This window comes from Dehalogenimonas sp. THU2 (genome assembly GCF_039749495.1).
GTDB lineage: Bacteria > Chloroflexota > Dehalococcoidia > Dehalococcoidales > Dehalococcoidaceae > Dehalogenimonas.
This window is the reverse complement of sequence record NZ_JBDLLU010000004.1, coordinates 88,794-113,450: the sequence shown is the minus strand read 5'-3', so window position 1 is coordinate 113,450 and position 24,657 is coordinate 88,794. Positions and strand designations below refer to the sequence as shown.

Below are 24,657 nucleotides of genomic sequence, written 5' to 3'. Positions count from 1 at the left end.
TTTCCTTGTTGATAGTCGAGAGGCAGGCATAAACCGCCTGCCTCTCGACATCACTAGATCCAGTCCCCGATACTTTCTCATTGCGCCCGCCCGTACAACAAGGCTATATTATGAATATGACCAAAAAGATATTGGTGATTGACGACGAAGTGAAGATCACGGACATCGTCCGGGCATATCTGGAGCGGGAAGGTTTCCGGGTGGTAGTCGCCTATGATGGCGAGGCTGCCCTTCAGGTCTTCCGCCAGGAAAAACCGGACCTTGTCGTCCTCGATCTGATGCTGCCCAAGCTCTCAGGCAACGAGGTATGCCGGGCAATCCGCAAGGACCATGACACTCCCATCATCATGCTCACCGCACGCGATGAACTGACCGACAAGATCGTCGGACTGGAACTGGGTGCCGACGATTACCTGACCAAGCCGTTCGAAGGCCGGGAGCTGGTGGCCCGCGTAAAAGCCATCCTCCGGCGCGCCGAACCACGACAAACCACTAAATTGATCAGAACAGGTGACCTCAGCGTGGACGCCGAACGGAGGCAGGCGACGGTAGGTAATCAGCAGATCGAATTGACGACAACCGAATTCGATCTGCTGCGGCTTTTGGCCGCCAATCCTGGGCGAGTTTTCAGCCGCGGCGAACTGCTTGACCGTCTTCAGGGAGACTCATACGAGGGTTACGAACGGACCATCGACAGCCATATTAAAAACCTGCGTCGTAAAATCGAATCCGATCCGGAGAAACCGGCTTACATCCACACTGTCTACGGGGCTGGTTACAAACTGGAGACACCGCGTTGAAAAGCTTGGCGCTTAAACTCGGAAGCGCGCTGGTGCTGGTGGCCGTCATCGCTGTGGCGGTAATGGCGGTGCTGACCAACGCCGGTACTAGCCGTGAATTCCGCAGCTACGTTGACACCAACCCTGTAATTGCCGATGCCATCAGTCAGTCGTTGGTTGTCTTTTATATGCAAAACCAGGGCAGTTGGACCGGCGTCAACAACATTCTCCCCCAGTTGCTAGCTTTCGAGAACGATCGGCTAGTGGTGGCTGATAGCGAAAATACCATCGTCGGCGATACGGCGAATCTTCTTATCGGACAGACCGTAAGCCAGTCCGGCCTGACCGGAGGTCATCTTATTCGAATCAGGATGGGCTTCCAGGGTGGGGGGAGCGGGCAAATGAGCGGCCAGGCAATCGGCCAGTTCTTCTATCTCAGCCAGACAGACGTACTGAACGCGGAACAGGATTTCCTCGACCAAGCCAATCGCTGGCTGTGGCTGTCCGGCGGCATCGCCGCCACCATCGCCGTAGGTTTAGCCGTTGTCCTGGCAATCAATTTCATTCGCCCGCTGAAAGCCCTCGATACCGGCGCCAAAGAGATCGCGGCGGGCAACCTCGGCCACCGGGTCGAGGTCAGGTCACGTGACGAGACCGGCCGCCTAGCCGCTTCCTTCAACGCAATGGCCGGAAGCCTGGAACAGAGCGAGGCAGCTCGAAAACGCCTGCTGGCGGACGTGGCCCATGAGTTGCGTACACCGCTGACTATCATCAACGGTACGGTGGACGCCATGCTGGACGGCGTACTGCCGACGGAAGAGCGCCAATTGCATCTGATCAAGGAAGAGACCGTCCTTTTGACCCGTCTCATCTCCGACCTCCGAGACCTGTCACTGGCAGAAGCCGGCAAGCTTCACCTCGATCTAGCACCCATCGATTGGACCGATCTAGCCCGGCGTAAAATGGACCAGTTCCGGCCGCTGGCCGATGCTAAAGGGATAACACTATCATTCAAAAGCGGCAGTAACTTGCAACCCGTGCCCGCCGATTGGGTAAGGTTGGAACAGGTCTTAGCTAATCTCTTATCCAATGCCCTGCGTCACACACCAGAGGGCGGGCAGGTTGCCGTGTCGCTTAGTAATTCCGAACTGGACGGCAAACCTGCAGTTACCGCCGCCGTATCCGATACCGGCGAGGGCATCGCTGCCGACGAACTGAATCACATCTTCGACCGTTTCTACCGTGTCGAGGATTCCCGTGCACGGAGTGAAGGCAACGGGGCCGGGCTGGGACTGGCCATCGTCAAACAAATGGTCACCGCCCATGGCGGGAAGGTGCGGGTCGAGAGCATTCCGGGTCATGGGACTACTTTTTATATCATCCTGCCGGCAGAAGCCAAATCCCAAGCACTAATCTAAATATCCTAAACAAATCCAAAACATTTTGAATTTATAATTTTGGATTTTGAGATTATTTAGTGCTTAGATATTAGGATTTAGGATTTTCGGTCTTGATTTTGGATCAAGACCGGATCATCACCAGCAGCATTTTGAACGGCTTGGTGGCGCGTAAGGCGTGGGGTTCGTTTGCCGGCATGATGATCATCTGCCCCCCGGTTACGTGGTGCAGCTTACCGGAAATCGTAACATCGGCTTCTCCATCCGCGGCATAAACGAAGGCGTCATACGGCGCCGAGTGCTCCGACAACCCCTGCCCTGCGTCGAAGGCAAATAGGGTGATCGTGCCCGCCGGCCGGTCGGCCAGGGTGCGGCTGACCACGGCGCCAGCCTGATAATTGATCAGTTCGGCCAGCATCAAAGCTTGAGCCGATAAATTTTCTTTTTCCGTCATGTTATCTCCTCTCGAGATGTCGTTGTAATAGTTTAACATACCTATCCTGAAACTTATGCCTGCGGATCATCTGGCGATCATCCTACCCAAAAGACCAGTGCAAAAACTCCCTTTTTGCATGATGCAGCCAGGTGACCAATAGGTTATCATCTCCGTAACGAGGGTCACCCTCAAGATTAAGATCAGGAGGCGACAATATGGGATGGTGGATAGGCGCCGCATTCTTCTTCATCCTGCAGCTTGTCTGAATAATTGCAGTGATGGCGGGCGTGTTCCGCAAGAAAGAAAAACCCTGGAGCAAAAACTCGATGACCGGTTATGCCATCCACGGCACCTCCGCTCTGCTGGCGCTGTGGATGTTCGTGAACGCGGTACAGGCATAAGGGAGGAATGAAATGAGCGCATTTTACAAAGGCCTGGGATACACTTTACTCGGTATCGGCATAGTCTGAGCCGTCAGCATCGTCGCGGCGGTCGCCGCGGATGACGCGCCCTCTTTCCTGTCACAGATACCGGCCGTGATCTTTCACGTAGTCTCGATGATAGGCGGGTTTTATTTTATCGGACTGGGGTATAAGCATAAGAGAAGGGCGGTTACGGCCGTTTAATACCTGCTCTAGACCATCACTCTATCCCGTTGGCCATCCAATCGATAATAGCCTCCCCCACCTCACGCTTACTCATCAGCGGCAGGTCTTCGATTCGACCATCCTTGAACAGCAGCGTCACCTTGTTAGTGTCCGCGCCGAAACCAGAGCCCGTGGCGGTCACATCATTAGCGACGATCAGATCCAGGTTCTTGGCGGCAAGTTTCTTTTTGGCATTTTCGATGAGGTCGCGGGATTCAGCGGCGAAGCCGACGCGGATGAAATCGCCCTGGATCTCAGAGAGAATATCCGCCGTGGGTTCCAGTTTCAAGTAAGGCGAAATCGAGTCTTTTTTGATCTTATCGGCGGCAACTTGAGACGGTCGGAAATCAGCCACCGCGGCTGCCATAATGAGGGCGTCGGCGCCCTTGACCGCTTCTTTTACCACTGTCAGCATTTCCCCGGCGGTTCCCACCCGAAACACATCCATCCCGGTGGTATCCGGCAGATCTATCGTCGAAATGAGTTTCACTGTGGCGCCGCGGTCACGGGCGGCAAGCGCCAGCGCGTAACCCATCTTGCCCGAGGACCGATTGCCGATATAGCGGACAGGATCCACCGGCTCGCGAGTTCCGCCGGCGGTAACCACAATGGTTTTACCGGCCAGGTCGCCGTTGCGGCCGAGGACCATATGCACCGTCGAGAGAATCGCTTCCGTCGCGGCCAGGCGTCCCCTGCCCTCGGTGCCGCAGGCCAGCCGCCCGGTCTCCGGTCCGACGAAGGTGAAGCCGCGGCATTCCAGTTTCTGGATATTCTCCTGGGTGACGGTGTTCTCATACATATTGCAGTTCATGGCCGGGGCGATGATGACCGGCGCCCTGGTTGCCAATACTGTCGAAGCCAGCATATCATCGGCGAGGCCGCAAGCCAGCCTGGCGATGGTGTTGGCGGTGGCGGGAGCGATGAGGACGATATCCGCTGCTTCGGCTAAGGAAATATGCTCGATCGAGAACTCACCGGTCATCTCCCACATCGAAGTTACGGCAGGGCGGCCGGTGATCGCCCGGAAGGTCAGGGGCGTTATAAATTTCTGGGCGGATTCGGTCATGATAACCTCAACCGTCGCCCCAGATTGCACCAGTTTGGAAGCGATATCAGCCGCCTTGTAGGCGGCGATACCGCCGGTGACGCCCAGGACGACCGTTTTACCTTCGAGTATCATATGAAACTCCCTATCAATATCAGAATCCCCGCCAGAAGTTCCAGAGGTACGCCAAACTTACCCACGGCGGGTATCACCCTGTAAACACGGGGACCGGTTAAAAGAACCAGAGCGATAAAAGCCATGCCGGAAAGGAGAGTTATGGATCTGACAGTTTCATTTTCGGTGCCCAGATTGGTGATCGCCGCAAGGATAACCAGGCCCGTCACCAGCACCAGTACGCTGCGGCTGATCCAGACAGGCAGAACCAGGCGCGTCATCTCTCCGGCCCGCCCCATCAGATAAGGGGTAAGGAACAGAGACGCCACACCCCAGATAATTGCGATAATCGACCCCGCAAGCAGGAAATAGTCATCGATGATGTGGATCATAATTCAATATCTAATTCCTAGAACTTCAAAAATAAATTCCTAAGCCCGGTTCATGAAGTATATCAGTCGGAGTCCGTAAAGGGTGAGATCCGGGCTGAGGATATCGAAAACCTTGGTCTCGGCATTCAGGAGTTCGGCGTAACCGCCGGTGGCAATGACCTTTGCCGGTGACGGTAACTCTTTTTGAATGCGCCCGACGATGCCTTCTACCAGGCCGACATAGCCAAAAACCAGGCCGGATTGCATCGCCTTGATGGTGCTGGTACCGATGGCCTTCTCCGGGCAGTGAAGTTCTATGCGGGGCAGCATCGAGGTTTTCGAAGTCAAGGCTTCCGCGGCGGTGGTCAGGCCGGGGGCGATAGCTCCGCCGATATAATCCCCGGTCGCCGACACCGTATCGAAGGTGGTGGCGGTGCCCAGATCGACGACGATGCAGGCCGTCCTGTAGAGATTGAAAGCGGCGGCGGCGTTCACGATACGGTCCGCGCCGACCTCCGCCGGGTTATCCATGCGGATCTTGACCCCGGTCTTGACCCCGGCGCCGACCACCAGGGGATCGGTATTGAAATAGCGGCGGCATAATATTTCGAAAGTGTCGGTCAGCGGCGGCACGACCGAACACATGGTCACCTTGCCGATGGATTTAGGGTCGATGCCGTTGATATCGAGAAGATGTAATAACAACGAGGCGTACTCGTCAGGCAGGCGGTGCATGACGGTGGCCACCCGCAGGCTCACCTTCAGCTTATCGCCATCGTAAATGCCCAGGGAAATGCTGGTGTTGCCGATATCAATGACAAGCAGCATGGCGGTGCTCCTTAAGCGCTTTAATGGCGCGGGGCAGTTGGGGCAGGAGATCAGAAGCGATCATGCCGCAGTCGCCGAAATGATGACTGACCGCCTCTGCGGCCTGGGCGTGGAGATAGACCCCGGCGCGGGCGGCATCGAACTCAGAAAGTCCCTGCGCCAGCAGCCCGGTGATAACGCCTGTCAGAACGTCTCCGGTACCGGCGGTGGCCAGCCCCGGGTTAGCGTATGGCGAGACCGCCACCCTCCCGTCCGGCGCGGCGATAACCGTATGTGCGCCCTTCAGAACGACGGTCTGCTGCCAGAGCTCAGCGTAGCGGCGGGCCACGCCTATCCGGTCGCTCTCGATCTGTTCGACGGACAGCCCGGTAAGCCGGGCCATCTCGCCGGGGTGGGGGGTGAGGACGGCGGGGTGTTCCAGCGCCGTCCACCAATCACTGGTCAAAGCTATAGCGTTGAGCGCGTCCGCATCGATCACCGTTTTTATGTTTGGGGTCAGGGCGGATAGTATGCCATGAACGAACTCGATGGTGTTGCTCGCCAGACCCAAACCGGGACCGACCGCCAGTGCCTGGTAGCGTTCAAGATGATTGCCGACGATCAATTCCGCCTCGGCTGAAATCTGTCCGTCGCTCGTTTCGGGCAGGATGAGATGGGTAGTCTCGGTCAGTTTTGCGGCAAAGACAGGGTTAAGGCTTTTCCGGGCCGCCAGGGTCACCAGACCGGCGCCTGAACGGTAAGCACCGAGACAGGCCAATACCGCCGCGCCGGTAAATTCCGGTGAACCGGCGACGATAAGCGCCTTGCCGAAAGCCCCCTTGTGCGCGTCGGGTCGGCGTTCCGGCAGAAGCGAACGGACAGTTTCATCGGTCAAAAGCTCGGTGACGACGTCTTCGTCCAGACCCTCGGGTATGCCGATGCCCGCCACGATGACCTCACCGGTGTAAGCAGCACCGGGATAGAGGAAAAAGCCGCGCTTGGGACAACCGAGCGCGATGGTATAATCCGCCCGCAGCGCAGCTTTATCGACCGCCCCGGTGTCAGCGTTGAGGCCGGAGGGCAGGTCGAGGGCGATGATTTCCATTTGAGGTCTTTCGATTCTGGCTTGGGCGACCGCATTCAGGGTCTCGGCAATTATGCCCTTTATCGGGCGTCCTATCCCGGTGCCGAAAACGGCGTCCAGAACGATGTCCGCTTCACTCAGCGTTTCCTGCAAGCGTTCGAAGCCGGCATCCATACGGGCTTCTATGGGTGTCAGGCCGGAGGCCAGGGCTTCACGGTATACGACCTCTCTGGCCTTTCGTGCCGCCAAGAGGTAAACATCCACCAGCGCCCCGGCTTCTTTAAGGTGTCGCGCCACCACCAGGCCGTCGCCGCCATTGTTGCCGGGGCCGGTCAGCACCAGGATCCGTTTGCCCTCGATGGGTTCGAAGATCCCGGCAATCTCCGTAGCCACGGCGCGGCCGGCGTTGCGCATCAGTTGAACCAGGCTGACGCCGTTATCTACAGCGAGCGTTTCCAAAACCCGCATTTCCGCGGCGGTAACCAGTTTCATAGAATGAGTGTAGCAGTGGGGTGGGTGAAGGTCAATATGAGGCGAAAGATCTACTTAGACAGTGACGGTCATCCCCTCGCAGGCAAGGTAGATAGGCGCATTCAGCTCCGCGGCCAAAGCAGCGATTTCGGCTTCGATCTCGGTCTCGATACCGGGACTCATGTGCACGCAAGCGATCTTGGGCAGATAACCCTTGAGACGCTGGAAGATTTTGAGTTCCCGGCGAAGCAGTTCCGGCGTCAGGTGCTGGCCTTCCGGGCTGGAAAAGAAATCGGTGAACCTGTTGGATCCAGTTACCTCCACCACCATCAGGTCTGGTGCGATCGATTTTAAACACTGGGACAGGCCGGGGCCGGTGTCGCCGGTGTAGAAGATTCTTTTGCCGCCGGCATCGGTCACCTGGTAGCCCAGCACGGGCAGCGAGTGCGGCAGTTCGACCGCGAGAATCTCGTACTTCCCTGCCGTGAAGGTCATATCCGGCTCGATGATGTTGAAGCGAAACGTCGGATTCTCAGCCGGTTTCTCAAAGAATTTGGAATAAATCGTGCCGTTCACCAAACAGTAGGCCAAATTTTCCCTGGTTTTGGCATTACCGTAAAGATCGAGGGTTTTTCCATTAAGGTACAGATTCATCCCCAGGGTAGGCACGTCCCGGACATGATCGTAGTGACCGTGGGTCAGCAGCACTCCCTCCAGGTTGAACATAGCGGATGGTGACAAATGCCGCGTCAGGGCGCCGGCGTCCAGCGCTAAAACGTCATCGACCAATAAGCAGGCCAAGCCGGTGGAGGCTGTCTCGACGTTATGAGCGCCGAGAAAACGCAGTTTCAAGTCTTAGCCTCGGCCAATCCGAAGGGGTTGAGGCTGACGCCGACATCGAAAGTATCCACTTGTTCCACGCCTTTAAGATAGTTGACCACGGCATAGGTCACCGGCGTAGCCACCACTTCGATCATCGTCTTGGCCGCCCAGTGATAGACGATGAAGATGGGCGCGAAGGCCGGCGTGCCGATGAAAGCGATGGTAATGAAAACCGCGGAATCCAGACCTTCACCGATGACGGTGGAGCCGATGGTCCGGCTCCACAGGTGACGGCCCCGGGTCAGTATCTTCATCCGCGACATGATGGCGGCGTTGGAGAAACTGCCGATAAGGTAACCACAGAACGAGGCCAGCAGCAGGCGCGGCGTGTAGCCCAGGATGGTCTCATAAGCCGCCTGACCGCCCCAGAACGAGGCGCCGGGCAGCAGGCCGCCGATCCAGGCAAAGAAAACGAAGAGGAGGTTGCACATGAACCCCAGCCAGATGACGCGCCGGGCCCAGGCGAAGCCGTAAACCTCGGTCAGGATATCGCCGATGATGTAGCTCAAGGGAAATACCAGGATAGCGGCGGGCAGCACGATGTCGGAACCCACGGCGATCAGTTTCACAGCGATGATGTTAGCCGTGATGAGCGCCGTGACGAACAGGGCGGCAACGACGATAAGGCGATAGGAAACGGTGTTCAATGACTGGGGATCCTTTCCGGAAATTAGATTATTTTAAGCCGCCGGAGGATAAGCGCTGTGAGCATGGATAATCCCAGGGTGATGCCCGCCACGATGATGAAGGAATGTTCCGTGTCCTGAAAAGGCAGCGGAATGTTCATACCGTAAACGCTGGCCACGATGAGGGCGGGCAGGGTGATGGTGGCGAAGATGGTAAGCGTGCGGATACCGGAGTTATAGTTGTTGTAGGACATCGAGTCGTAGGTGGCCGAAAGACCCTCGATAACTTCCTTGCATTCGTCCAGGCTGTCCCAGATCTTGTCCACGTGATCGATAAGATCGCCAAAGTAGACGCCCATATCGTGATCGGTATAGCGCCGCAGTTTCGGTTCCAGACTGGTGGCCACAGTGCGCATCGGCCAGATAGTGCGGCGGAAGGTGATGATGTCCCTGCGCAGAACGGATATATCTCGCACCGTGCCGGTGCGGCGCCGAGCGAATATCTCGTCCTCGATGGTGTCCATGTTGTCGAGTATCTTGCTGACGATAGGCTGACAGTAGTCCACCAACCGGTCGACGATACGGTAGAGAAGGTATCCCGGTCCGTGACTGAGATATTCATTACGGGACTCTACGTCGATCTCGCACTCCCGGAACAGTTTCGACAGCGGCTTTAAATTCCCGGCGTGCAGGGTGATGATGTAATTGGCGCCGACGAAGACAGAGACCTGGGACGGCATGAGCAGGCGCTCCGTCTTGTTATAGACAGGAAAATGGAACACGAAGAACAGATAGTCCTTGTATTCATCGATTTTCGGGCGCTGCCGTTTGGACAGCACGTCATCGAGGTCGAGGGGGTGGAAGGAATAATTCGCCGCCAGATGCGATATTTCGGTATCGGTAGGCTTCTCGATATTGATCCACGTCAGATCCCCGAGAGAAACTTGTTCTATCACGGTTTCGGGCGCCTTGGGCGCGTTCTTTATCGATTTAGAATTCGGAATAATCGCCATGTCGGATGCCTCGCCGGCCGGTGATTTGAGTGAGCTAATTTTAGCACAAGTCGGCCGCGATGGCACGGCAAGGCGAACAAGAGTCAATCAACTCATCACCAGACGCAGCCCCGTCACGACGAGGGCAATCGCGAGAAGGCGTATCAGGATCTTGCCATGCACCCGCCGCGACAACCTGGCGCCCAATTGAGACCCCGCCATGACCCCGGCGGCCAGCAGCAGGATAATACTCCAGTCCTGGCCGTAACTGCCCTGAACAAGATGAGTCAGGCTGCCCGCCAGCGCGGTGAAAACCAGGATGAAAATGGATGTGGCGGTAGCGATATGCGCCGGAAAACACATGATGTAGACCAGCACCGGAACATGGATGATGCCGCCGCCGATACCCAGCAGCCCCGCGAGGTAGCCCACACCCAGGCTCAGCGTCACCCCGGCCGCCAGACGGCGACGATAGTTGCCGTCACCCTCCGTGGCATACCTGGGTTCCGAGCGGAGTGAGATAAAGGCAGCCACCGCCATCAGCACCAGCCCGAAGATCAGGGCGAAGGTGGTGCGGGGGATGAACTGGAGAGTCATCACGCCGAGGATCACCCCGGGGATGGTCGCCAGGGCGAAATAGGTGCCTTTCCGGTAGTCAATCCGCCGCTGCCTCGCATAGGCGTAGGTGCCGCCGAGAGCGTTGACCAGGACGATCACCAGTGAAATACCAGTAATTATCTGAGGGCTGGCGTCAGGATAAAGCCAGAAAAGCGCAGGAACCAGTATCAACGCACCACCGACGCCTATAAGTGTGCCGTAAGTTCCGACAAGAATGCCGATGGCGATCAGGGCGATTGGCAGCAGCCAGCCGCCGTCGATTAATGATTCGCCCATGATTAAGCGAAAGCCTTAGCTAATTGGTGTTGCATATATTTGGCACAGTATACGACCGTCGATATCATTTTGCCAGCAATGCATGTGCCTGATTACTTGAACTCAATAGTTTCGAAGCGTAATATTATATAGTTTTCTTAGTTGCCAATAGGTCAGAATCGGAAACATGGATGTCACTCGAAACGCAGACTTATAGTTCTGTCAGCGGCATGATCGTCCTGGTCAAGACCGGTGACGGTGCGTCATTAGGACATCTCAGAGAATCCCTGGGCCGGTCTCCAGCGGAGATCGCCGCGGCCGTGGGAGTTTCGGAACGGAAACTCCTCGAATGGGAGAACGGCAAAGGATCACCGACATCCGGTCAGGCGGCCAAGTGGCGCTTAGCCTTCTGTCCCGACGTGGACAACCGGATCAGCAATTACCTGTCCACCGATAACCCTGAAGTTTTACACCATTTCTGGGAACTCGCATGACGGTTAGAGTAATTTAAAACACTAGCCTATCGGAATTACTCAAAATTTCCTCTCCCCAACGGGGAGAGGTTAGGTGAGGGGGTACCTTAACTCTCGCTCCGCTCCAAGCTGAAAACCGAATCACTCAGAAATCCCAACCCAAGGGCTGGCATGGGGTTGAAGACGGTTTGTTCAGCGGGCCCACTAATTTCCGATTATCAAAGGACGTACTATTCATGGCTACTTTTTCGAAAGACGAATTAGAAGAAGCTCTCCGGGCGATTGTTTCAACGATCAGTAAGAGCGAAAAAGTACAACTGAAATTGAAAGCAGGTACTTTCCAGCATTCGATGACTGTCCGAGGAATAAAGGCATATTACATCGCTGTAGAGTTGATAAATCAAGAATCGGGAACGAGTACTACAGAAGGCTCTGTTGGAAGCAGCTATGGGAAAGCAGAATTGGAAGAAGCTCTTCAGTCTATAATCTCAGCGATCACCAGGGTTGAGAAAGTACAGCCTAAATTCGAAACAGGCACTTCGCAGCATACTCTGGCCATACGCAGGGTGAAAGCCTTTGGCATCGCGACAGAACTGATAAAAAGAGAATTAAAGCATTTCAAATAGCATCATCATTGACAATACGAACGGTATCTTTGATTCTGGTTATTTGGTGCTTGTTTGGTTCACCGTGAATGGCTCACCATGAATGGTTATTGTATCTTGTAACTTGGTTATTTACCGGTATTCGTAAAAGCCCTTGCCGGATTTTCTTCCCAGCCACCCCGCTGTCACCATCTTCTTGAGCAATGGCGGCGCGGCGTACTGCGGCTCCTTGGATTCCTCGTACATGATATTGGCGATAAAAAGCAGGGAATCCAGCCCGATATAGTCCGCCACCTGAAGCGGCCCCATGGGATAGTTCAAACCGGCTTTGATGGCGGTGTCGATATCCTCATGACCAGCCTGCCCACGGTCCAGCATGCGGATGGCATTCAGCAGGTACGGAATCAGCAAGGTGTTGACGATGTAGCCCGGTGCGTCGCGGGCGACGATGATCGTTTTTCCCAGCGACTCACCAAAGGCTTTACCGGCTTCTAAAGTCTCATCGGACGTGGCGATGGTTTTCACCACTTCTAGCAGCGGCATTAGCGGCGCCGGGTTGAAAAAGTGCAACCCCAGCACCTGGTTCGGGCGCCGCGTCGCCATGGCTAGGTCGATGATGGACAAGGACGAGGTGTTGGTCGCAAGGATAGCGTCCGGCCGACACACACCGTCCAGTTCGGTAAACACGCTCTTTTTGAGGTTCATGTCCTCAACAGCGCTTTCGATGACCAGGTCGCAAGCCGCCAGACCGTTCATCTCATCGGTGGCGCTGATACGGGAAAGGGCAGCCGCTTTGTCCTCCGCGGTGATCTTCTCTTTATCGACCAGCCGGCCTAAGTGTTTCTCGATGACGGCCAGGGCTTTGCGGGTCCGCTCCGGGTCGCGTGAGTAACCGACCACTTCATACCCGGATTGAGCACAAAGCTGCACGATCCCGGCGCCCATGACACCGGTAAACCCCACGACGCCGACCTTTTTAATTTTCATATCTAACTCTATCTGCCCTCGAATTCGGGTGTTCTTTTCTCCAGGAACGCTTTGACGCCTTCGTCGTGATCGGCGGTTTGCATGACCGTGTCTTCCAATTCGGCCTCTACATCGAGCGCCAGTTCCAGCGGCAGATTCTCACCCCGCCGTAGCGCTTCCTTGGCATAACGCACCGCCAGCGGTGCCTTTTCGGCGATGACTCTTGCCATATCCAGCGCCGCCGTCATTAGCTCATCGCCGGGAACGACTTTATTGACCAGTCCTATCCGTTCCGCCTGTTCCGCGTTGACTGGCTGACCGGTAAAGAGCATCTCCGCCGCCCGTCCGCTGCCTATGAGGCGCGGCAGTCGCTGGGTGCCGCCCCAACCCGGGATAAGACCCAGGTTCACTTCCGGCAGTCCGAATTTGGCGTTAGCGGCGGCGATGCGGATATCACAAGCCAACGCCAGCTCCAGCCCGCCACCCAAGGCGATGCCGTTGACGGCGGCGATGAGTGGCTTGGTGACGGTCATGCCGCGCGTCGGCAAGGCCGGAAAATTGTCCATGCCGTGCTCTTTCATGTAGGGCAGGGTTTCCCGTATGTCAGCCCCGGCGCAGAAAGCCTTGCCGGTGCCGGTGATGATAGCCACCTTTAATTCAATGTCCGCTTCGAACCGTTCCACAGCCTCGGCCAGGGACCGGACGCTGTCCATGTCCATGGCGTTATAGACCTCCGGCCGGTTCAGGGTGATGATGGCGACGGGGCCTTCTGTTTTGTAATCGATAGTCATCTATTCGCACACTCGTTGAACGATCGTTCAGGGGGCATTGTAACAAGGTGGGGTACGGTGGGTCAAGAACAATAACCTGCCCGGTCGGACCACACGACCGAGTCTTCCCGAGCACCGAACTGGATGTTGCCGACTAGAGACTTATGACCTTCCCCGCCCGCGTCATCGTATCGGCAATCGTAAACATGTTGGACACCTGCCCCACCCCCACCCTGTCCGACAACCCCAGGCGTGAAAGGCATGTGCCGCAGGCCAGAAGTTCCACCCCGGCCTCGGCCAGTTGCTTGAGCTCACCCAGGACATGCGAGTCCTCAACCACCAGTTTGACGCCATTGTTCATAAAGATGATGCTCTCCGCCCGGTTAGGCAGGGACTGAAGCGTATTCAGGAAGCTCTGCATCAGCAGTTTGCCCAGTTCAATATTCTCGCCCCTGCCGACGATGTCGGAACCGATAAAGACGACGATCCCGCCCTGCGACGGTTCGGCCATCGGCTGGCAGGCTGCCGCCTCCCGTTTCAGGTGCAGGTAGATACCGTCATCCTTTTCTTCGACGGTGACACCGCAACCCTGGCTTTTAGCGAATTTGGCTACGTTCTGCCGGGCCACCACGTTATCGACGATGATGACGACCTCGTCCGACGTCTTGATGGCACTGCCGGCTAACAGCACCGGTTGCGGGCAGGGTTTGGCGCGGGCGTCGATGATCTCAGGCATATCTCTACTCCTTATGTTTACCGTTAGCAGCAATGATGGCGGCGCCCAGCGCCGCGGTGATTTGAGGGTCTTCCGGCACGGTCATCTTGAGACCGAGCCTTGATTCAAGTAATTTTACCAGGCACGGGTTCATGGCGCCGCCGCCGGCAAAGACCAGCCTTTCCGCCACCCCCACCCGTTTAGCCATGGAGGTCAGGCGGCTGGCCACGGACTGATGCAAGCCCAGGGCGATAGCGTGGGCGTCCTCGCCCTTGTTGATAAGGGAAACGACCTCGCTCTCGGCGAAGACAGTGCAAAGCGAGTTCAGAGTCACCGAGCGTTCAGCTTCAAGGGCGGTTTTGGCGAACTCATCGATGTTCAGCTCCAGTGCCCGTGCCATGATCTCCAGGAACTTGCCGGTGCCGGCGGCGCAGCGGTCGTTCATCTCGAACTTCAGTACGCCACCCTTGTCGTTCAGCCGGATGACCTTGGAGTCCTGCCCGCCGATATCGATGACGCTGCCGGCGTCGGGATAAAGATACCGAACGGCGGCGGCCTGGGCGGAGATCTCGGAGATGGTGGCGCCGGAAAGCTCCGGCGCCACCAGGTCACGGCCGTAGCCGGTCACTACCAGTTTATCGAACGATCTCCCGTCCAGCAGCCTGCGGCAGCGCTCCACCGGTTTCAGACCGCTGTCGATGACGGCACGATGAGACACCTCGTTCTCGAAGAGCACCAGCTTGATGGTGCGCGAGCCGACATCCAGCCCGGCGGTGATCACCTTACGTTCCCTTCGGTGTAGGTGAGGGTCTGAGACCCTCCCGCCCGCTTTTCCCCCTTTGGAAAAGGGGGACTAAGGGGGATTTTCCTGCTCATTTTCAAGTCGATCGCTCCTTCTCTGCCACCACGTCGTAACCCGCAACTGATAACTGAAAACTGATAACTGATAACTATTACAGCATCTCCAAAAACGCATCGATGCGGGTCTTGAGCTGACCGGCGTCCTCGTCTGAATAGTCGGTCTCGACCCGCAGCAGCGGGATGCCGGCCTCAGCCAGTGCCCGATCCACCTGCACCGCCTCATTGGCATAGGTGTGGCAGAATTGCAGGTTGTAGTGGATGACGCCGTCGGCCTTGAGATCCCGCGCCATGCGGATGATGTCGTCCAGCCGTTCGGTGTTGGGGGTGAAGCAAGCACAGTTGGTTTTCAGGTAGCGGTCGGCCAGGACGGTCAGCATGTCCTCAAGATTCTCAGTACCTTCCGGCACCAGTTCGTCGAAGAAACGGGAACCGGTGCAGGACTCCTCGCCAACGACCACCGCGCCGGCGCTCTCGATGATGTGATGTAGCTTCCAGTTGGGGATGGCCATCGGCGAGCCGGAGATGAGGATGCGTTTGGCGCCTTTGGGGGCGACGCCTTCGCCTTTCCTGACCCGTTCTTCCAGTTCGTCGTTGAGCGCCTGCATCATCTGGACCTCACGGTCGACATCGTCGTACATCGAAACCTGGGTAGCCAGCAGGGCGTCCTTGCCGGAAATGGGCGCGGGATCCGCGGCACGCAGGGCTGACAGGCGCTTGAACTCCTTGCGGCGGGCGTTGACCTTCTTGATGGCCCCGGCGAGGTTTTCGGCGGTGATCTCGTTGCCGGTGAGTTCCTCGATCTTAGCCTTGAAGTCCCGGACCTCCTGCTGCCACAACGTCCGCCCGGCGGCGCCGCGCTTGTTGGGCACCTCCATGACATAGACCGGGTGCTGCTCAGCCATAAGTTCGAACATCTTCTTCTTGCCGTCACATGTGGTCTCGCCGACGATAAGGTGGCTGACCTGGACGTAGGGGCACAACCGCCCCAGCTTGAAACCGTAAGAGGACTTGATCAGGGCGCAGGTGTTGCGGGGCAGGACTTCCTCGGCCACGGGCACCGAGAACTGGGTGCCGGCGCACAGGCTGATGGGAATGGCCCCGGTAGCCCAGCAGAACTCCTCCGGCACGAAGACGCAGTAGGTGGCCACCACCTTGCCGCCTTCCTTGGCGTGCTCCCGCAGTTCCTTGACGCGGATGCCGTGAATGTCGCCGACCACGAAGTCATAAAAACCCATGCCCTTGGGCCGGTTTTCCTGGCTGAGATAGATCTCCCCGTAAATGGGACCGAGGGCGTTCATCAACTGGCCGTGGGATTCCAGGTCGATACCGAGGTCCGACCACATCTGTTCGTTAGCGTTTAAAGTCAATGTAATAATCCTCTCGAAATTTTTAGTTGGATCGGTGGTACTGTTCGAGGGGACTGCGTCACCGCGGCTTCCGGTTACGGTTGAAAAACCGCAAAAGAAAAACGGGGGAGTTGCCTCCGCCCGTCACGATCGAATGGATAAGTAGCGATGATTCGACTAACTAGCCGAAAACACCTGACGGAATGGAGGCGTAAGCAGTCCCATGGCGCGGTACCCGCGCCGTTAATTCAACCCGTCAAGTGCGGCGATGGAAGGGTACTCCGGACATGCTTATCACCTCCCTTCTTAGAGGAATGTTCGTCATAACCTGTTCGATTATACGCCCGGAAGTCGCTTCAGGTCAAAAAGTACTAAGACTTTTGACAGATGCCGGGCAAAAAACCTTTCGGCTTTATCGGCCTGGAGAGTATAATGTCTCCATGGATAATTTAGTTGCCACGATTACGGAACTGCTCACAGCAACAGGTGAAGCCCATCACCAGGCTTTCATTTCCAGCGGCGGCGAGGATCCGGAGTGGGCTCGTTGGTACGCCACGAAACTGGAACCGGAACTGTCCGGAAAGCTGACGGCGCCGTTGAGCCGTGAAGATATCGCCTGCCTGCTGCCGCTTCTGGAAAAGGAACGGGTGCTCAAAGAACCCCAAACCGGCTGGGCGCAGTATTATGCCCGGGCAATAGTAGAGCGCTTCAGTATTATTCATCGCGATTGACAAGGCTGCGGGGCTAATTATAAAATTGGGGTTCAGTGTTCATTCCGCCATCGTAGCTCAGTGGCAGAGCAGGGGACTCATAAGCCCTTGGTCGGTAGTTCAAATCTACCCGATGGCACCATCTCTATTCAGTCAACCATTCACCCGTTTTTATACGGCGGGCGACCGGTTTCTTGAAAGCGGACTATGAAATGATCCACCTGGCTGTTATGCCGCCGGTAGAGACACCGGCTCCCCTGATACGTAGTGTATCTGAAATCGTCGCCCAACCGGATTACCAGGTCAGATTATTGCTGGCCGGTCGTTTACCCAGGATCATCGCCCATTACCCGGATGAACCGCCCGCCGTTGTCGCGCTAAAAGCCCTCGCGAACCTGGGTCTGACCGTCTTCACTATAGCCGATGCAGAACTCAGGCAGCCGGTATCGCCTGAATTATTCGCCCATTCGGTCCGGATCGAGGGCAATCAGGCGACCTTCACCAGTCACGACGGCAGAACCATGACCTTGAAGGATTCCGATGTCCTGTTGCTCCTGACCGGACGCCGCGCCGGTATCCCCTGGGAAGAACCCGCCGCGCAAACCCGTGTGAAATTGAATCTGCCGGCGACGCTGGCAACCGTGGGCATCCCGATAATGAAAAGAGTCGCGGTTGAACAGAAAAATGCACCGGAGGAAACGGTCCAGCAGTTTATCCGCCTTTATGATTTCCGGTCGGACATCCCCGCGGTGGAGATCCGGCAGTCTGACTTCGACTATTCTTTCCTGGGAAGCCGAATGGGGCTTTCCGCGGCAGCCAATATCGGGGTTGCCGTAACCGTCCTCAGGGAGTGTTTCAATGGGTCATATTTCGACGATGCCCTGCTGAGCGGGTTTCAACACCAGTCGCGGAGCATTTCGGGTATCGACAAGGTGGAAGAAAACTGCCTGCTACTCGCCCGGTATTACCGCACGCTTGCCAATCAATCTGAATGATCAGGACCGGGATTTCACGACAGCAAATTTCGATTCATGAGCCTTTCGCTCCAGGGAGACACACTGTCTGATGGCATACATTAATATCCAGGATACTTCACTGAGTTTCGGCGGTCTTCAGCTATTCGAAGGCATCGGTCTGACCATCGAGCAGGGTGAGAAAGTCGCACTGGTTGGCCGCAACGGTTCCGGGAAATCAACCCTGCTCAAGGTGATCGCGGGATTGATCCGGCCGGACTCAGGTAATAGCGCTATCCAGAAGGACATCCGGACCGCCTACCTGGACCAACAGGTCCCCGGCGATATGCCGGGCTCCATATTCGAGGTCGTGGCATCGGGCAGGATTCCGGACCACCTGGAAAATGAAGCTGAGCGCCATCAGCAGGTCAGTAAAATTATCTCGCAATTCAGCCTGGACGGTGAAAAGGCGTTCAATGAACTCTCCGCCGGATTGAAACGCCAGGTGATGCTGGCCAAGGCGCTCCTCGCCGAACCGGATATCCTTTTGCTCGACGAACCTACCAACCACATGGATATCGATTCGATCCGGCGGCTGGAAGAAACTCTGCTCAAATTCCGGGGCGCCGTGGTCTTTGTCACTCATGATCGCGCCTTCCTTCAACGGATCGCCACCCGGATCGTGGAGATCGACCGCGGAAAACTCTTCGATCAGTCCTGTGATTACCAGACATTCCTGGAGCGGCGGGCTGCTGCCAGGGAGATCGAGGCGACCGAAAACGCGCTCTTCGACAAGAAACTTGAGAAGGAAGAAGGTTGGATCCGGACCGGTGTCGAAGCGCGCCGGACGCGTAACGAAGGCCGTGTGCGAGCGCTGGAAAAGATGAGGGAGACTCGCCGCGCCCGGAAAGAGCGCCCGGGATTGATCCGCTTGGAAGCCCAGAAAGCCGAACGATCCGGCAGCCTGGTGGTCGAAACCGAGAACATCAACTTCGATTATGACGGCCTCCCGGTGATAACGAACTTTTCCACCACCATCATGAAAGGCGACAGGGTCGGCATCCTGGGACCCAACGGCAGCGGAAAGACAACCCTGCTGCGCCTGCTCCTGGGTGAGCTCCAACCGGCATCCGGAACCATCCGGCTAGGCACAAATCTCCAGATAGCTTATTCGGACCAGTTACGTGAGCAGCTTGATGAGAACAAGACCGTGCTGGAAAACGTTTCAGAGGGCAAAGACACCGTCACCATCAACGGCCGAACAAAGAACGTCTTCGGATACCTGCAGGACTTCCTGTTCAACCGTGACCAGGCGCTCTCGTACGTCTATAATCTTTCCGGCGGGGAACGCAACCGGCTGGTCCTCGCCCGGTTGTTCACCCGGCCCTCCAACCTGCTGGTCCTGGACGAACCGACCAACGACCTGGACCTGGAAACGCTGGAACTCCTGGAGGATTACCTGACGGGTTACACCGGGACGATCATCCTGGTGAGCCATGACCGGAGCTTCATCAACAATATCGTCACCAGTACTATCGTCTTCGAGGGGGACGGCGTCGTCAGGGAATATGTCGGCGGTTATGACGACTGGCTCCGCCAGCGTCCCGCCCCAACCCCCCCGGCGAAATCGCCCGCAGCGCGCCCTGCTCCGGCAGCGGCCAATAGCCCCAGGATCAAGTTCGGCTTCCGGCAGCAAAAGGAACTGGATTTACTGCCTCACACCATCCAGGCGCTTGAAACGGAGCGCGATGAACTGTTCAGGGAGATGGGCGATCCCGCCCTCTACAAAAAAGATAAGACCGAACTGGAAAACAGGAAGCAGCGGATCGAGACCATAAAAGAGCTATTGGTTCCCATGTACGCCCGCTGGGATGAACTCGAACAACTTCAAAGTGAAAACGCGCAAAAGCAGTGAACGTTTTTGGCGGCAACATCGTTTCGATCAAACCGGAACTTTAGCCGCCTCCGGATTGCAGATATAGTTTCCGCACGTAGAGCACGTGTGAACTGACCATACCGGCCCGCGGGCTCCGATTAGTCCCGGTAATCTTCGGTCAGAGGCTGAAACGCCGGTGTTATAACGTTGATCGTTAGAGGGCGGGAAAGACACCGGTTTCCGGCAGGCAGGGCAGATGTAGCGAAGGTTGTTCATAGCTCCTCCTATGTCTCACCTGGGCCTATTATTCATCGAAATGACCCGTTTGTGAATCACCCGAAAGAGCTATAACCGCCCCGTACATGAGTACGGGTGGGTGGAGCGCGTAGGGGCGAGGCATGCCTCGCCCGCCCGGTCGGTAAGCGCCTAAGCGGCTTTGTCTCCGAACCTGCGCACCGCCCGCTCGTGGGCTTTGGCGGCTTCGATCTCCCGGTCCTTCGGCGCGGCCTCGGTCACCAATGAATCGATGAGATTAGCTGTCGATCGCGCTACTTCCTCGACGGCGCGGTCGAAAGCTTTACTATTGGCCGCGGACGGTTTGGAGAAGCCGCTGACCTTCCTGACATACTGCTCCGCCGCCGCCCGAATCTCCCCAGCGGTGGCCGGCGGTTCAAAATTATACAGAGGTCTGATATTCCTGCACATGCGCGTGACCTTTCGCCGCCGATGTTATTGAGATCGATAGGCAGCAGTTTGGTATTCCCCGATGCTCCCCAACTCCTCCAGCCGCCGCACCACGGCTTCGATGGTCTCCGGCGCGGTGGACGCCCCGGCAGTGACACCTATGAGGTCACGGCCCTCAAGCCAGGCGGGGTCGATTTCATCCGCCGTTTCGACGAGGTAAGTGGCGGTAAGCGGTGAACACAGCTCCACAAGGTGCCGGGTGTTAGCGCTGTGATGGCCGCCAATGACCAGCATCAGGTCTGCCCGGGCGGCCAGGGAAAGCGTCGCCGCCTGCCGCAGCCGGATATCGTGGCATACCGTATCGACGATACGCAGTTCGGCGTCCTTGACCAGGGCTTTTTCAGTGGCCGCCTTGGCGAATTCGATGAAGCGCGCCGGTACTTGGGTGGTCTGCGATAGCAGACCCAGATGGCGTGATAACTCAACATTTTCGAGATCCTCGGACGCCAGTGTCGCCAGACCCCGCCCCTCCGCCCAACCCAGTATGCCCTTGACCTCGGGGTGATTGACGTCGCCGTAGATGAGGGTGAAAAAACCGGCCTCAGCCAGGCGGTGCGCCGCTTTCTGAGCGCGTTGAACGAAGGGACAGGTGGTATCGACTATCCCGATGCCCCGTTCCCTGATGGCCTCCAGCACCTTCGGCCCAACGCCGTGAGAACTGATAACCACAGTGTCGCCGGTGATCTCGGAGATATCCTTGACCACCTTTACCCCCAGCCCGTTGAGGCGGGCCATCACCTGCTGATTATGCACCAGCGCCCCCAGCGTCTCCACCCCACCCTTCTGCCGCGCCACTTCTTCCAGCGTGGCCAAAGCACGTTTGACCCCAAAACAGAAACCCAGGTCCGCGGCTTTTTCTATCTTCACTGTTTTTTTCCGTGAACGCCGTGCCTTTCCGGCGGCAGCAGTTCGGCGATAGCGCCCATGATGCGTTCGCCGTATTGTTCCAGATCCTTTTTATCCGGTTTCTCATCATCTTCGATGAGCCGGAACGGTTTGCCTATGATGATCTTCACCCGGTGCGGTTTCAGAAACCACAAATGGCCCTTGATCGTCTCGGTGCCGATGATGGCCACCGGTACCACCGGCACCTTGAAGGCCGCCGCCATGTAGCCCGCGCCGGGCAGGGCGACGGACATCCTGCCGTGAGGATTGCGTTTGCCCTCCGGGAAGATGATGAGCACCCCGCCATTCTTGGTCACCCCGGCCGCCAGCTTCAGCGAACTGCCGGAAACGCCTTCCCGGTTGAGCGGTATGGCTCCTGACCCTTTGAGTATACCGCCGAAAAAGCTGCTCTTGAAAAGCTCTTTCTTGGCTAAAAAATAGACCGGGTAACGCGGCAGGCTGAGGCCCAGCAGCGGCGGATCGGCGGAACTGACATGATTGGAGCAAACCAGAAAAGCCCCGGTTGGGGGCAGATTTTCTTTGCCGCTGACCGTGACCCGCGTCAAAACAAACATGATCCGGGCAGTAAGACGAACCAAACGATAATACCAGGCGATCTTCATAGTTAAAGATTATAGCGGCATACTCCCCCCCCACGCCACCCCACCCAAATCCGAAATACTAATATCGAAATCCGAAATAAATTCCAATGACCAAGAACTCAAAACCGGTACGCTTTCCAATGTACACTCCTACCTGGACCCATTCGCGTCTCTCCCTTTCGCAAAGGGAGATTTAAGAGGGATTTCGGCCCCCCACCCCCTCCCCCGCCCATCTGCTATAATAACCCAACAATGACCACCGACAATAAACAGCGCTTCTCCAACCGCGTCGAGAACTACACCAAATACCGGCCGTCCTACCCGGCTGAGTATATCGATTACCTGGTTGCCGAGGTAGGGTTAATCCCCGGCTCGGTCGTCGCCGACATCGGCGCCGGCACCGGCATCCTGTCCAGGCTGCTGGCCCCTCGCGTCAAAACGGTGCTGGCGGTGGAGCCCAACACCGGGATGCGCCTGGCCGCCGCGGAGTTCTGCAGGGACACCGCCAACATCGTCATCGTCGACGGCAGCGCCGAGGCCACCGGCCTTGCCGATTCGAGCTTAGATTTCATCACCGCCGGGCAGGCTTTTCACTGGTTCGATATCGAGGAGTCCCGCAAAGAGTTCCGGCGCATCCTGAAACCCGGCGGCAGGGTGGCCCTGGTCTGGAACACCCGGGACATCACCACCCCCTTTGGCCGGGAATATGAATCCCTGGTCAAACAAACCTGCGTGGAATACCTCGGCTCCGGCGGCGGCTCCTCCGAGACCCTGGCCTACCGCGTATTTTTCAAAAATGGCGAGTACGATTACCGCGTCTTTTCCAATGACCGCCGCATCGACTTGGAGACCCTGATCGGTTACTCCTTATCGACCTCCTACGCCCCGGTGAAAGGCGATGCCGCCTTCCCCGGATTTGTGGAAAACCTGATGGCGCTTTATGATAGATACGCTGACGACGGCGGCTTGCTGCTATCGACCGCTACCCACAGCTATGTCGGGAAAATCTAGTTAGCCAGCTTTACCTTCGGATTCTACCGTTAATTTTCATTCGCGATCGCCGCCACTATCAGCCCTGCGATACCTCCCACCACAGACGGGACTACGGTCTCGAATATCGTTTTTCCAACGCTACTGCCGATCAATCCGTAACTCTCAGCGGAAACAAGAACCACGTAACTGGTAATTGCCCCGATGGCAGCCCCACAGATTGACCCAAGTATTAAAGTGAAGTTCCACCCTTCGCCTTTGTTATTCCTCTGTTTCAGGTAATAAAACGCAAAGGCCAATATAAAAACCACCAAACCAATACCGCCTCCGGCTGCGATGGCAAAGTTTTGATATGGCAACGGATCGATACGGATCAAAGGCTGTTCAGCGCCCATTGCCGATAAATAACCGACCGCACCGCCGAACCCCATGGTGACGAGGGCTAATACCGTGATTTTAAGACCTATTCTCATGTCATACAGTATACCCCCGGATGCAACCGTGGGAAAGCATTATTTTGATGTGCATTATCGTTTTCAATAATTCATTCAAAACCCTTGCGCCGTATGCCTCCTCTGCTATAATGACGTGAGAGCGTAATTCAGGGACAGTATTAGGATGAATGAAACAAAACCCGTAGAATGGCTCGGCGACCGTCTGATGATCATCGACCAGACCCGCCTGCCGCAGCATGAATCCTATATCGAGCTAGCCGACCACTACCAGGTCGCGGAGGCCATCAAGTCCCTCAAGGTGCGCGGTGCCCCGGCCATCGGCGTCGCCGCCGCCTACGGCATCGCTCTCGGCGCCCTGAAGATAGACTCACGGGACCTCACCGAATTCCGTGACCAGTACCGCGCCATTGCAGCGGAGATCGCCGCCACCCGTCCGACCGCCCGCAACCTCTTCATGGCCGCCGAGCGCCTGAACGCGGTCGCGGATAAAGCCCGGGACGTCATCGCCGCCAAGGAAGCCCTGGTGGCCGAGGCGGAAAAGATCCATTGTGAGGAAATAGAATCCACCCGCAGGATCGCCGAATACGGCGCCGCGCTCATCAAAGATGGTGACACTGTGCTGACCCATTGCAACACCGGTCCCCTGGCCACCACAGGCCGCGGCACAGCCCTCGGCGTCATCATCGAGGCCCATCGGCAGGGCAAGCGGATACAGGTGTTGACCACCGAAACCCGCCCGTTATGTCAAGGGGCCCGCCTGACCACCTGGGAACTCAAAAAGGCCCATGTCCCCTTCCGCCTCATCACCGATTCCATGGCCGGCCATTTCCTGAAGGAAGCCCGGGTAGACCTGGTCATCACCGGAGCCGACCGCATCGCCCGCAACGGCGACACCGCCAACAAGATCGGCACCTACGGCATCGCTGTGTTGGCGCGGGAAAACAAGGTACCCTTCTACATCGCCGCCCCTTCGACGACCTTCGACGACCGGATCGCCACCGGTGAGGAGATCGTCATCGAGGAGCGCTCGCCGGACGAGGTCACCCACCAGGCCGGCAAGCGCGTCGCCCCTGAGGGCATAGAGGTCTGCAATCCCGCCTTCGACGTCACCCCCGCCCGCTACATCACCGGTTTCATCACCGAAACCGGCATCCGGAAATCCGCCTGAGGCGATGTCGTCGG

Annotated in this window: 27 protein-coding genes and 1 tRNA gene; 10 read left to right on the top strand and 18 right to left on the bottom strand. The window is 57.0% G+C overall.

Going from position 1 to position 24,657, the window contains the following annotated elements:
- Window positions 1–116: 116 nt before the first annotated feature.
- Together ABFB09_RS03340 and ABFB09_RS03335 are read left to right on the top strand one after the other, a co-directional pair.
- Window positions 117–800, top strand: coding sequence for a response regulator transcription factor (locus ABFB09_RS03340; protein ID WP_346999941.1), 684 nt, complete (start codon window positions 117–119; stop codon window positions 798–800).
- The gene (locus tag ABFB09_RS03335) at window positions 797–2,197 is read left to right on the top strand and encodes an ATP-binding protein (RefSeq protein WP_346999859.1); all 1,401 of its coding nucleotides are present in this window, start codon (window positions 797–799) and stop codon (window positions 2,195–2,197) included. The genes ABFB09_RS03340 and ABFB09_RS03335 overlap by 4 nt, the downstream gene beginning before the upstream one ends.
- Before the next feature lie 103 nt (window positions 2,198–2,300).
- Here the strand turns inward: ABFB09_RS03335 and ABFB09_RS03330 are convergent, their stop codons facing one another.
- The 9 genes from ABFB09_RS03330 to ABFB09_RS03290 form a co-directional block, all read right to left on the bottom strand.
- A complete protein-coding gene (locus ABFB09_RS03330) occupies window positions 2,301–2,630 on the bottom strand; it encodes a cupin domain-containing protein (RefSeq protein ID WP_346999858.1) in 330 nt (109 codons plus the stop codon).
- Between the two features lie 624 nt (window positions 2,631–3,254).
- A complete protein-coding gene (coaBC, locus tag ABFB09_RS03325) occupies window positions 3,255–4,436 on the bottom strand; it encodes a bifunctional phosphopantothenoylcysteine decarboxylase/phosphopantothenate--cysteine ligase CoaBC (RefSeq protein ID WP_346999938.1) in 1,182 nt (393 codons plus the stop codon).
- Entirely contained in the window at window positions 4,436–4,810 is a 375-nt protein-coding gene (locus ABFB09_RS03320; RefSeq protein WP_346999857.1) for a hypothetical protein, read from the bottom strand. Before ABFB09_RS03320 ends, coaBC begins: the two co-directional genes overlap by 1 nt.
- 39 nt (window positions 4,811–4,849) lie before the next feature.
- Entirely contained in the window at window positions 4,850–5,617 is a 768-nt protein-coding gene (locus tag ABFB09_RS03315; RefSeq protein ID WP_346999855.1) for a type III pantothenate kinase, read from the bottom strand.
- Window positions 5,601–7,172, bottom strand: coding sequence for an NAD(P)H-hydrate dehydratase (locus ABFB09_RS03310; protein ID WP_346999853.1), 1,572 nt, complete (start codon window positions 7,170–7,172; stop codon window positions 5,601–5,603). The genes ABFB09_RS03315 and ABFB09_RS03310 overlap by 17 nt, the downstream gene beginning before the upstream one ends.
- Before the next feature lie 54 nt (window positions 7,173–7,226).
- Window positions 7,227–8,003, bottom strand: a complete 777-nt coding sequence (locus tag ABFB09_RS03305; RefSeq protein WP_346999852.1) for an MBL fold metallo-hydrolase — start codon at window positions 8,001–8,003, stop codon at window positions 7,227–7,229.
- Window positions 8,000–8,680 carry a queuosine precursor transporter gene (locus tag ABFB09_RS03300; protein ID WP_346999850.1) on the bottom strand — a complete coding sequence of 227 codons (681 nt, stop codon included), beginning with the start codon at window positions 8,678–8,680 and terminating at the stop codon, window positions 8,000–8,002. The genes ABFB09_RS03305 and ABFB09_RS03300 overlap by 4 nt, the downstream gene beginning before the upstream one ends.
- 23 nt (window positions 8,681–8,703) lie before the next feature.
- Window positions 8,704–9,672, bottom strand: coding sequence for a magnesium transporter CorA family protein (locus ABFB09_RS03295; RefSeq protein ID WP_346999849.1), 969 nt, complete (start codon window positions 9,670–9,672; stop codon window positions 8,704–8,706).
- 87 nt (window positions 9,673–9,759) lie between these two features.
- Complete coding sequence (locus tag ABFB09_RS03290; RefSeq protein ID WP_346999847.1) at window positions 9,760–10,545, bottom strand: sulfite exporter TauE/SafE family protein; 786 nt, start codon at window positions 10,543–10,545, stop codon at window positions 9,760–9,762.
- A gap of 170 nt (window positions 10,546–10,715) precedes the next feature.
- On the opposite strand from ABFB09_RS03290, the gene ABFB09_RS03285 reads away from it, so the two are divergent.
- Together ABFB09_RS03285 and ABFB09_RS03280 are read left to right on the top strand one after the other, a co-directional pair.
- Entirely contained in the window at window positions 10,716–11,018 is a 303-nt protein-coding gene (locus ABFB09_RS03285) for a helix-turn-helix transcriptional regulator (protein WP_346999845.1), read from the top strand.
- Window positions 11,019–11,233: 215 nt separating this feature from the next.
- The gene (locus tag ABFB09_RS03280) at window positions 11,234–11,623 is read left to right on the top strand and encodes a hypothetical protein (protein ID WP_346999844.1); all 390 of its coding nucleotides are present in this window, start codon (window positions 11,234–11,236) and stop codon (window positions 11,621–11,623) included.
- Between the two features lie 111 nt (window positions 11,624–11,734).
- On the opposite strand, the gene ABFB09_RS03275 is transcribed toward ABFB09_RS03280, so the two are convergent.
- The 5 genes from ABFB09_RS03275 to ABFB09_RS03255 all read right to left on the bottom strand — a co-directional run bounded on the left by ABFB09_RS03275 (window position 11,735) and on the right by ABFB09_RS03255 (window position 16,281).
- Window positions 11,735–12,583: a 3-hydroxybutyryl-CoA dehydrogenase gene (locus ABFB09_RS03275; RefSeq protein WP_346999936.1), complete on the bottom strand. Its 849-nt coding sequence runs from the start codon at window positions 12,581–12,583 to the stop codon at window positions 11,735–11,737.
- Window positions 12,584–12,597: 14 nt separating this feature from the next.
- Window positions 12,598–13,359, bottom strand: a complete 762-nt coding sequence (locus ABFB09_RS03270) for an enoyl-CoA hydratase-related protein (RefSeq protein ID WP_346999842.1) — start codon at window positions 13,357–13,359, stop codon at window positions 12,598–12,600.
- Between the two features lie 133 nt (window positions 13,360–13,492).
- The gene (gene yedF / locus ABFB09_RS03265) at window positions 13,493–14,074 is read right to left on the bottom strand and encodes a sulfurtransferase-like selenium metabolism protein YedF (RefSeq protein ID WP_346999840.1); all 582 of its coding nucleotides are present in this window, start codon (window positions 14,072–14,074) and stop codon (window positions 13,493–13,495) included.
- A 4-nt stretch (window positions 14,075–14,078) separates the two neighbouring features.
- Window positions 14,079–14,834 carry an acyl-CoA dehydratase activase gene (locus ABFB09_RS03260; RefSeq protein ID WP_346999839.1) on the bottom strand — a complete coding sequence of 252 codons (756 nt, stop codon included), beginning with the start codon at window positions 14,832–14,834 and terminating at the stop codon, window positions 14,079–14,081.
- A gap of 172 nt (window positions 14,835–15,006) precedes the next feature.
- Window positions 15,007–16,281: a double-cubane-cluster-containing anaerobic reductase gene (locus ABFB09_RS03255; RefSeq protein WP_346999838.1), complete on the bottom strand. Its 1,275-nt coding sequence runs from the start codon at window positions 16,279–16,281 to the stop codon at window positions 15,007–15,009.
- 419 nt (window positions 16,282–16,700) lie between these two features.
- Between ABFB09_RS03255 and ABFB09_RS03250 the strand changes: the two genes are divergently transcribed.
- The 4 genes from ABFB09_RS03250 to ABFB09_RS03235 all read left to right on the top strand — a co-directional run bounded on the left by ABFB09_RS03250 (window position 16,701) and on the right by ABFB09_RS03235 (window position 19,838).
- Window positions 16,701–16,991: a hypothetical protein gene (locus tag ABFB09_RS03250; protein ID WP_346999836.1), complete on the top strand. Its 291-nt coding sequence runs from the start codon at window positions 16,701–16,703 to the stop codon at window positions 16,989–16,991.
- A 46-nt stretch (window positions 16,992–17,037) separates the two neighbouring features.
- Window positions 17,038–17,112: transfer RNA gene (locus ABFB09_RS03245), tRNA-Met, on the top strand.
- A gap of 52 nt (window positions 17,113–17,164) precedes the next feature.
- On the top strand, window positions 17,165–17,965 hold the full coding sequence (locus ABFB09_RS03240; protein WP_346999835.1) for a hypothetical protein: 801 nt from the start codon (window positions 17,165–17,167) through the stop codon (window positions 17,963–17,965).
- Window positions 17,966–18,035: 70 nt separating this feature from the next.
- A complete protein-coding gene (locus ABFB09_RS03235) occupies window positions 18,036–19,838 on the top strand; it encodes an ATP-binding cassette domain-containing protein (protein WP_346999834.1) in 1,803 nt (600 codons plus the stop codon).
- Window positions 19,839–20,225: 387 nt separating this feature from the next.
- On the opposite strand, the gene ABFB09_RS03230 is transcribed toward ABFB09_RS03235, so the two are convergent.
- Genes ABFB09_RS03230 through ABFB09_RS03220 form a run of 3 tightly spaced genes read right to left on the bottom strand, consistent with a single transcriptional unit; the run spans window position 20,226 to window position 22,051 of the window.
- Window positions 20,226–20,504: a DUF2277 domain-containing protein gene (locus ABFB09_RS03230; RefSeq protein WP_346999832.1), complete on the bottom strand. Its 279-nt coding sequence runs from the start codon at window positions 20,502–20,504 to the stop codon at window positions 20,226–20,228.
- A 24-nt stretch (window positions 20,505–20,528) separates the two neighbouring features.
- Window positions 20,529–21,410, bottom strand: a complete 882-nt coding sequence (gene ispH / locus ABFB09_RS03225; RefSeq protein WP_346999830.1) for a 4-hydroxy-3-methylbut-2-enyl diphosphate reductase — start codon at window positions 21,408–21,410, stop codon at window positions 20,529–20,531.
- On the bottom strand, window positions 21,407–22,051 hold the full coding sequence (locus ABFB09_RS03220) for a lysophospholipid acyltransferase family protein (RefSeq protein ID WP_346999829.1): 645 nt from the start codon (window positions 22,049–22,051) through the stop codon (window positions 21,407–21,409). Before ABFB09_RS03220 ends, ispH begins: the two co-directional genes overlap by 4 nt.
- 231 nt (window positions 22,052–22,282) lie before the next feature.
- On the opposite strand from ABFB09_RS03220, the gene ABFB09_RS03215 reads away from it, so the two are divergent.
- Window positions 22,283–23,041: a class I SAM-dependent methyltransferase gene (locus ABFB09_RS03215; protein ID WP_346999828.1), complete on the top strand. Its 759-nt coding sequence runs from the start codon at window positions 22,283–22,285 to the stop codon at window positions 23,039–23,041.
- A gap of 29 nt (window positions 23,042–23,070) precedes the next feature.
- Here the strand turns inward: ABFB09_RS03215 and ABFB09_RS03210 are convergent, their stop codons facing one another.
- Entirely contained in the window at window positions 23,071–23,493 is a 423-nt protein-coding gene (locus ABFB09_RS03210; RefSeq protein WP_346999827.1) for a hypothetical protein, read from the bottom strand.
- A 145-nt stretch (window positions 23,494–23,638) separates the two neighbouring features.
- On the opposite strand from ABFB09_RS03210, the gene mtnA reads away from it, so the two are divergent.
- Window positions 23,639–24,643, top strand: coding sequence for an S-methyl-5-thioribose-1-phosphate isomerase (gene mtnA / locus ABFB09_RS03205; protein ID WP_346999826.1), 1,005 nt, complete (start codon window positions 23,639–23,641; stop codon window positions 24,641–24,643).
- The last annotated feature ends 14 nt before the right edge of the window (window positions 24,644–24,657 follow it).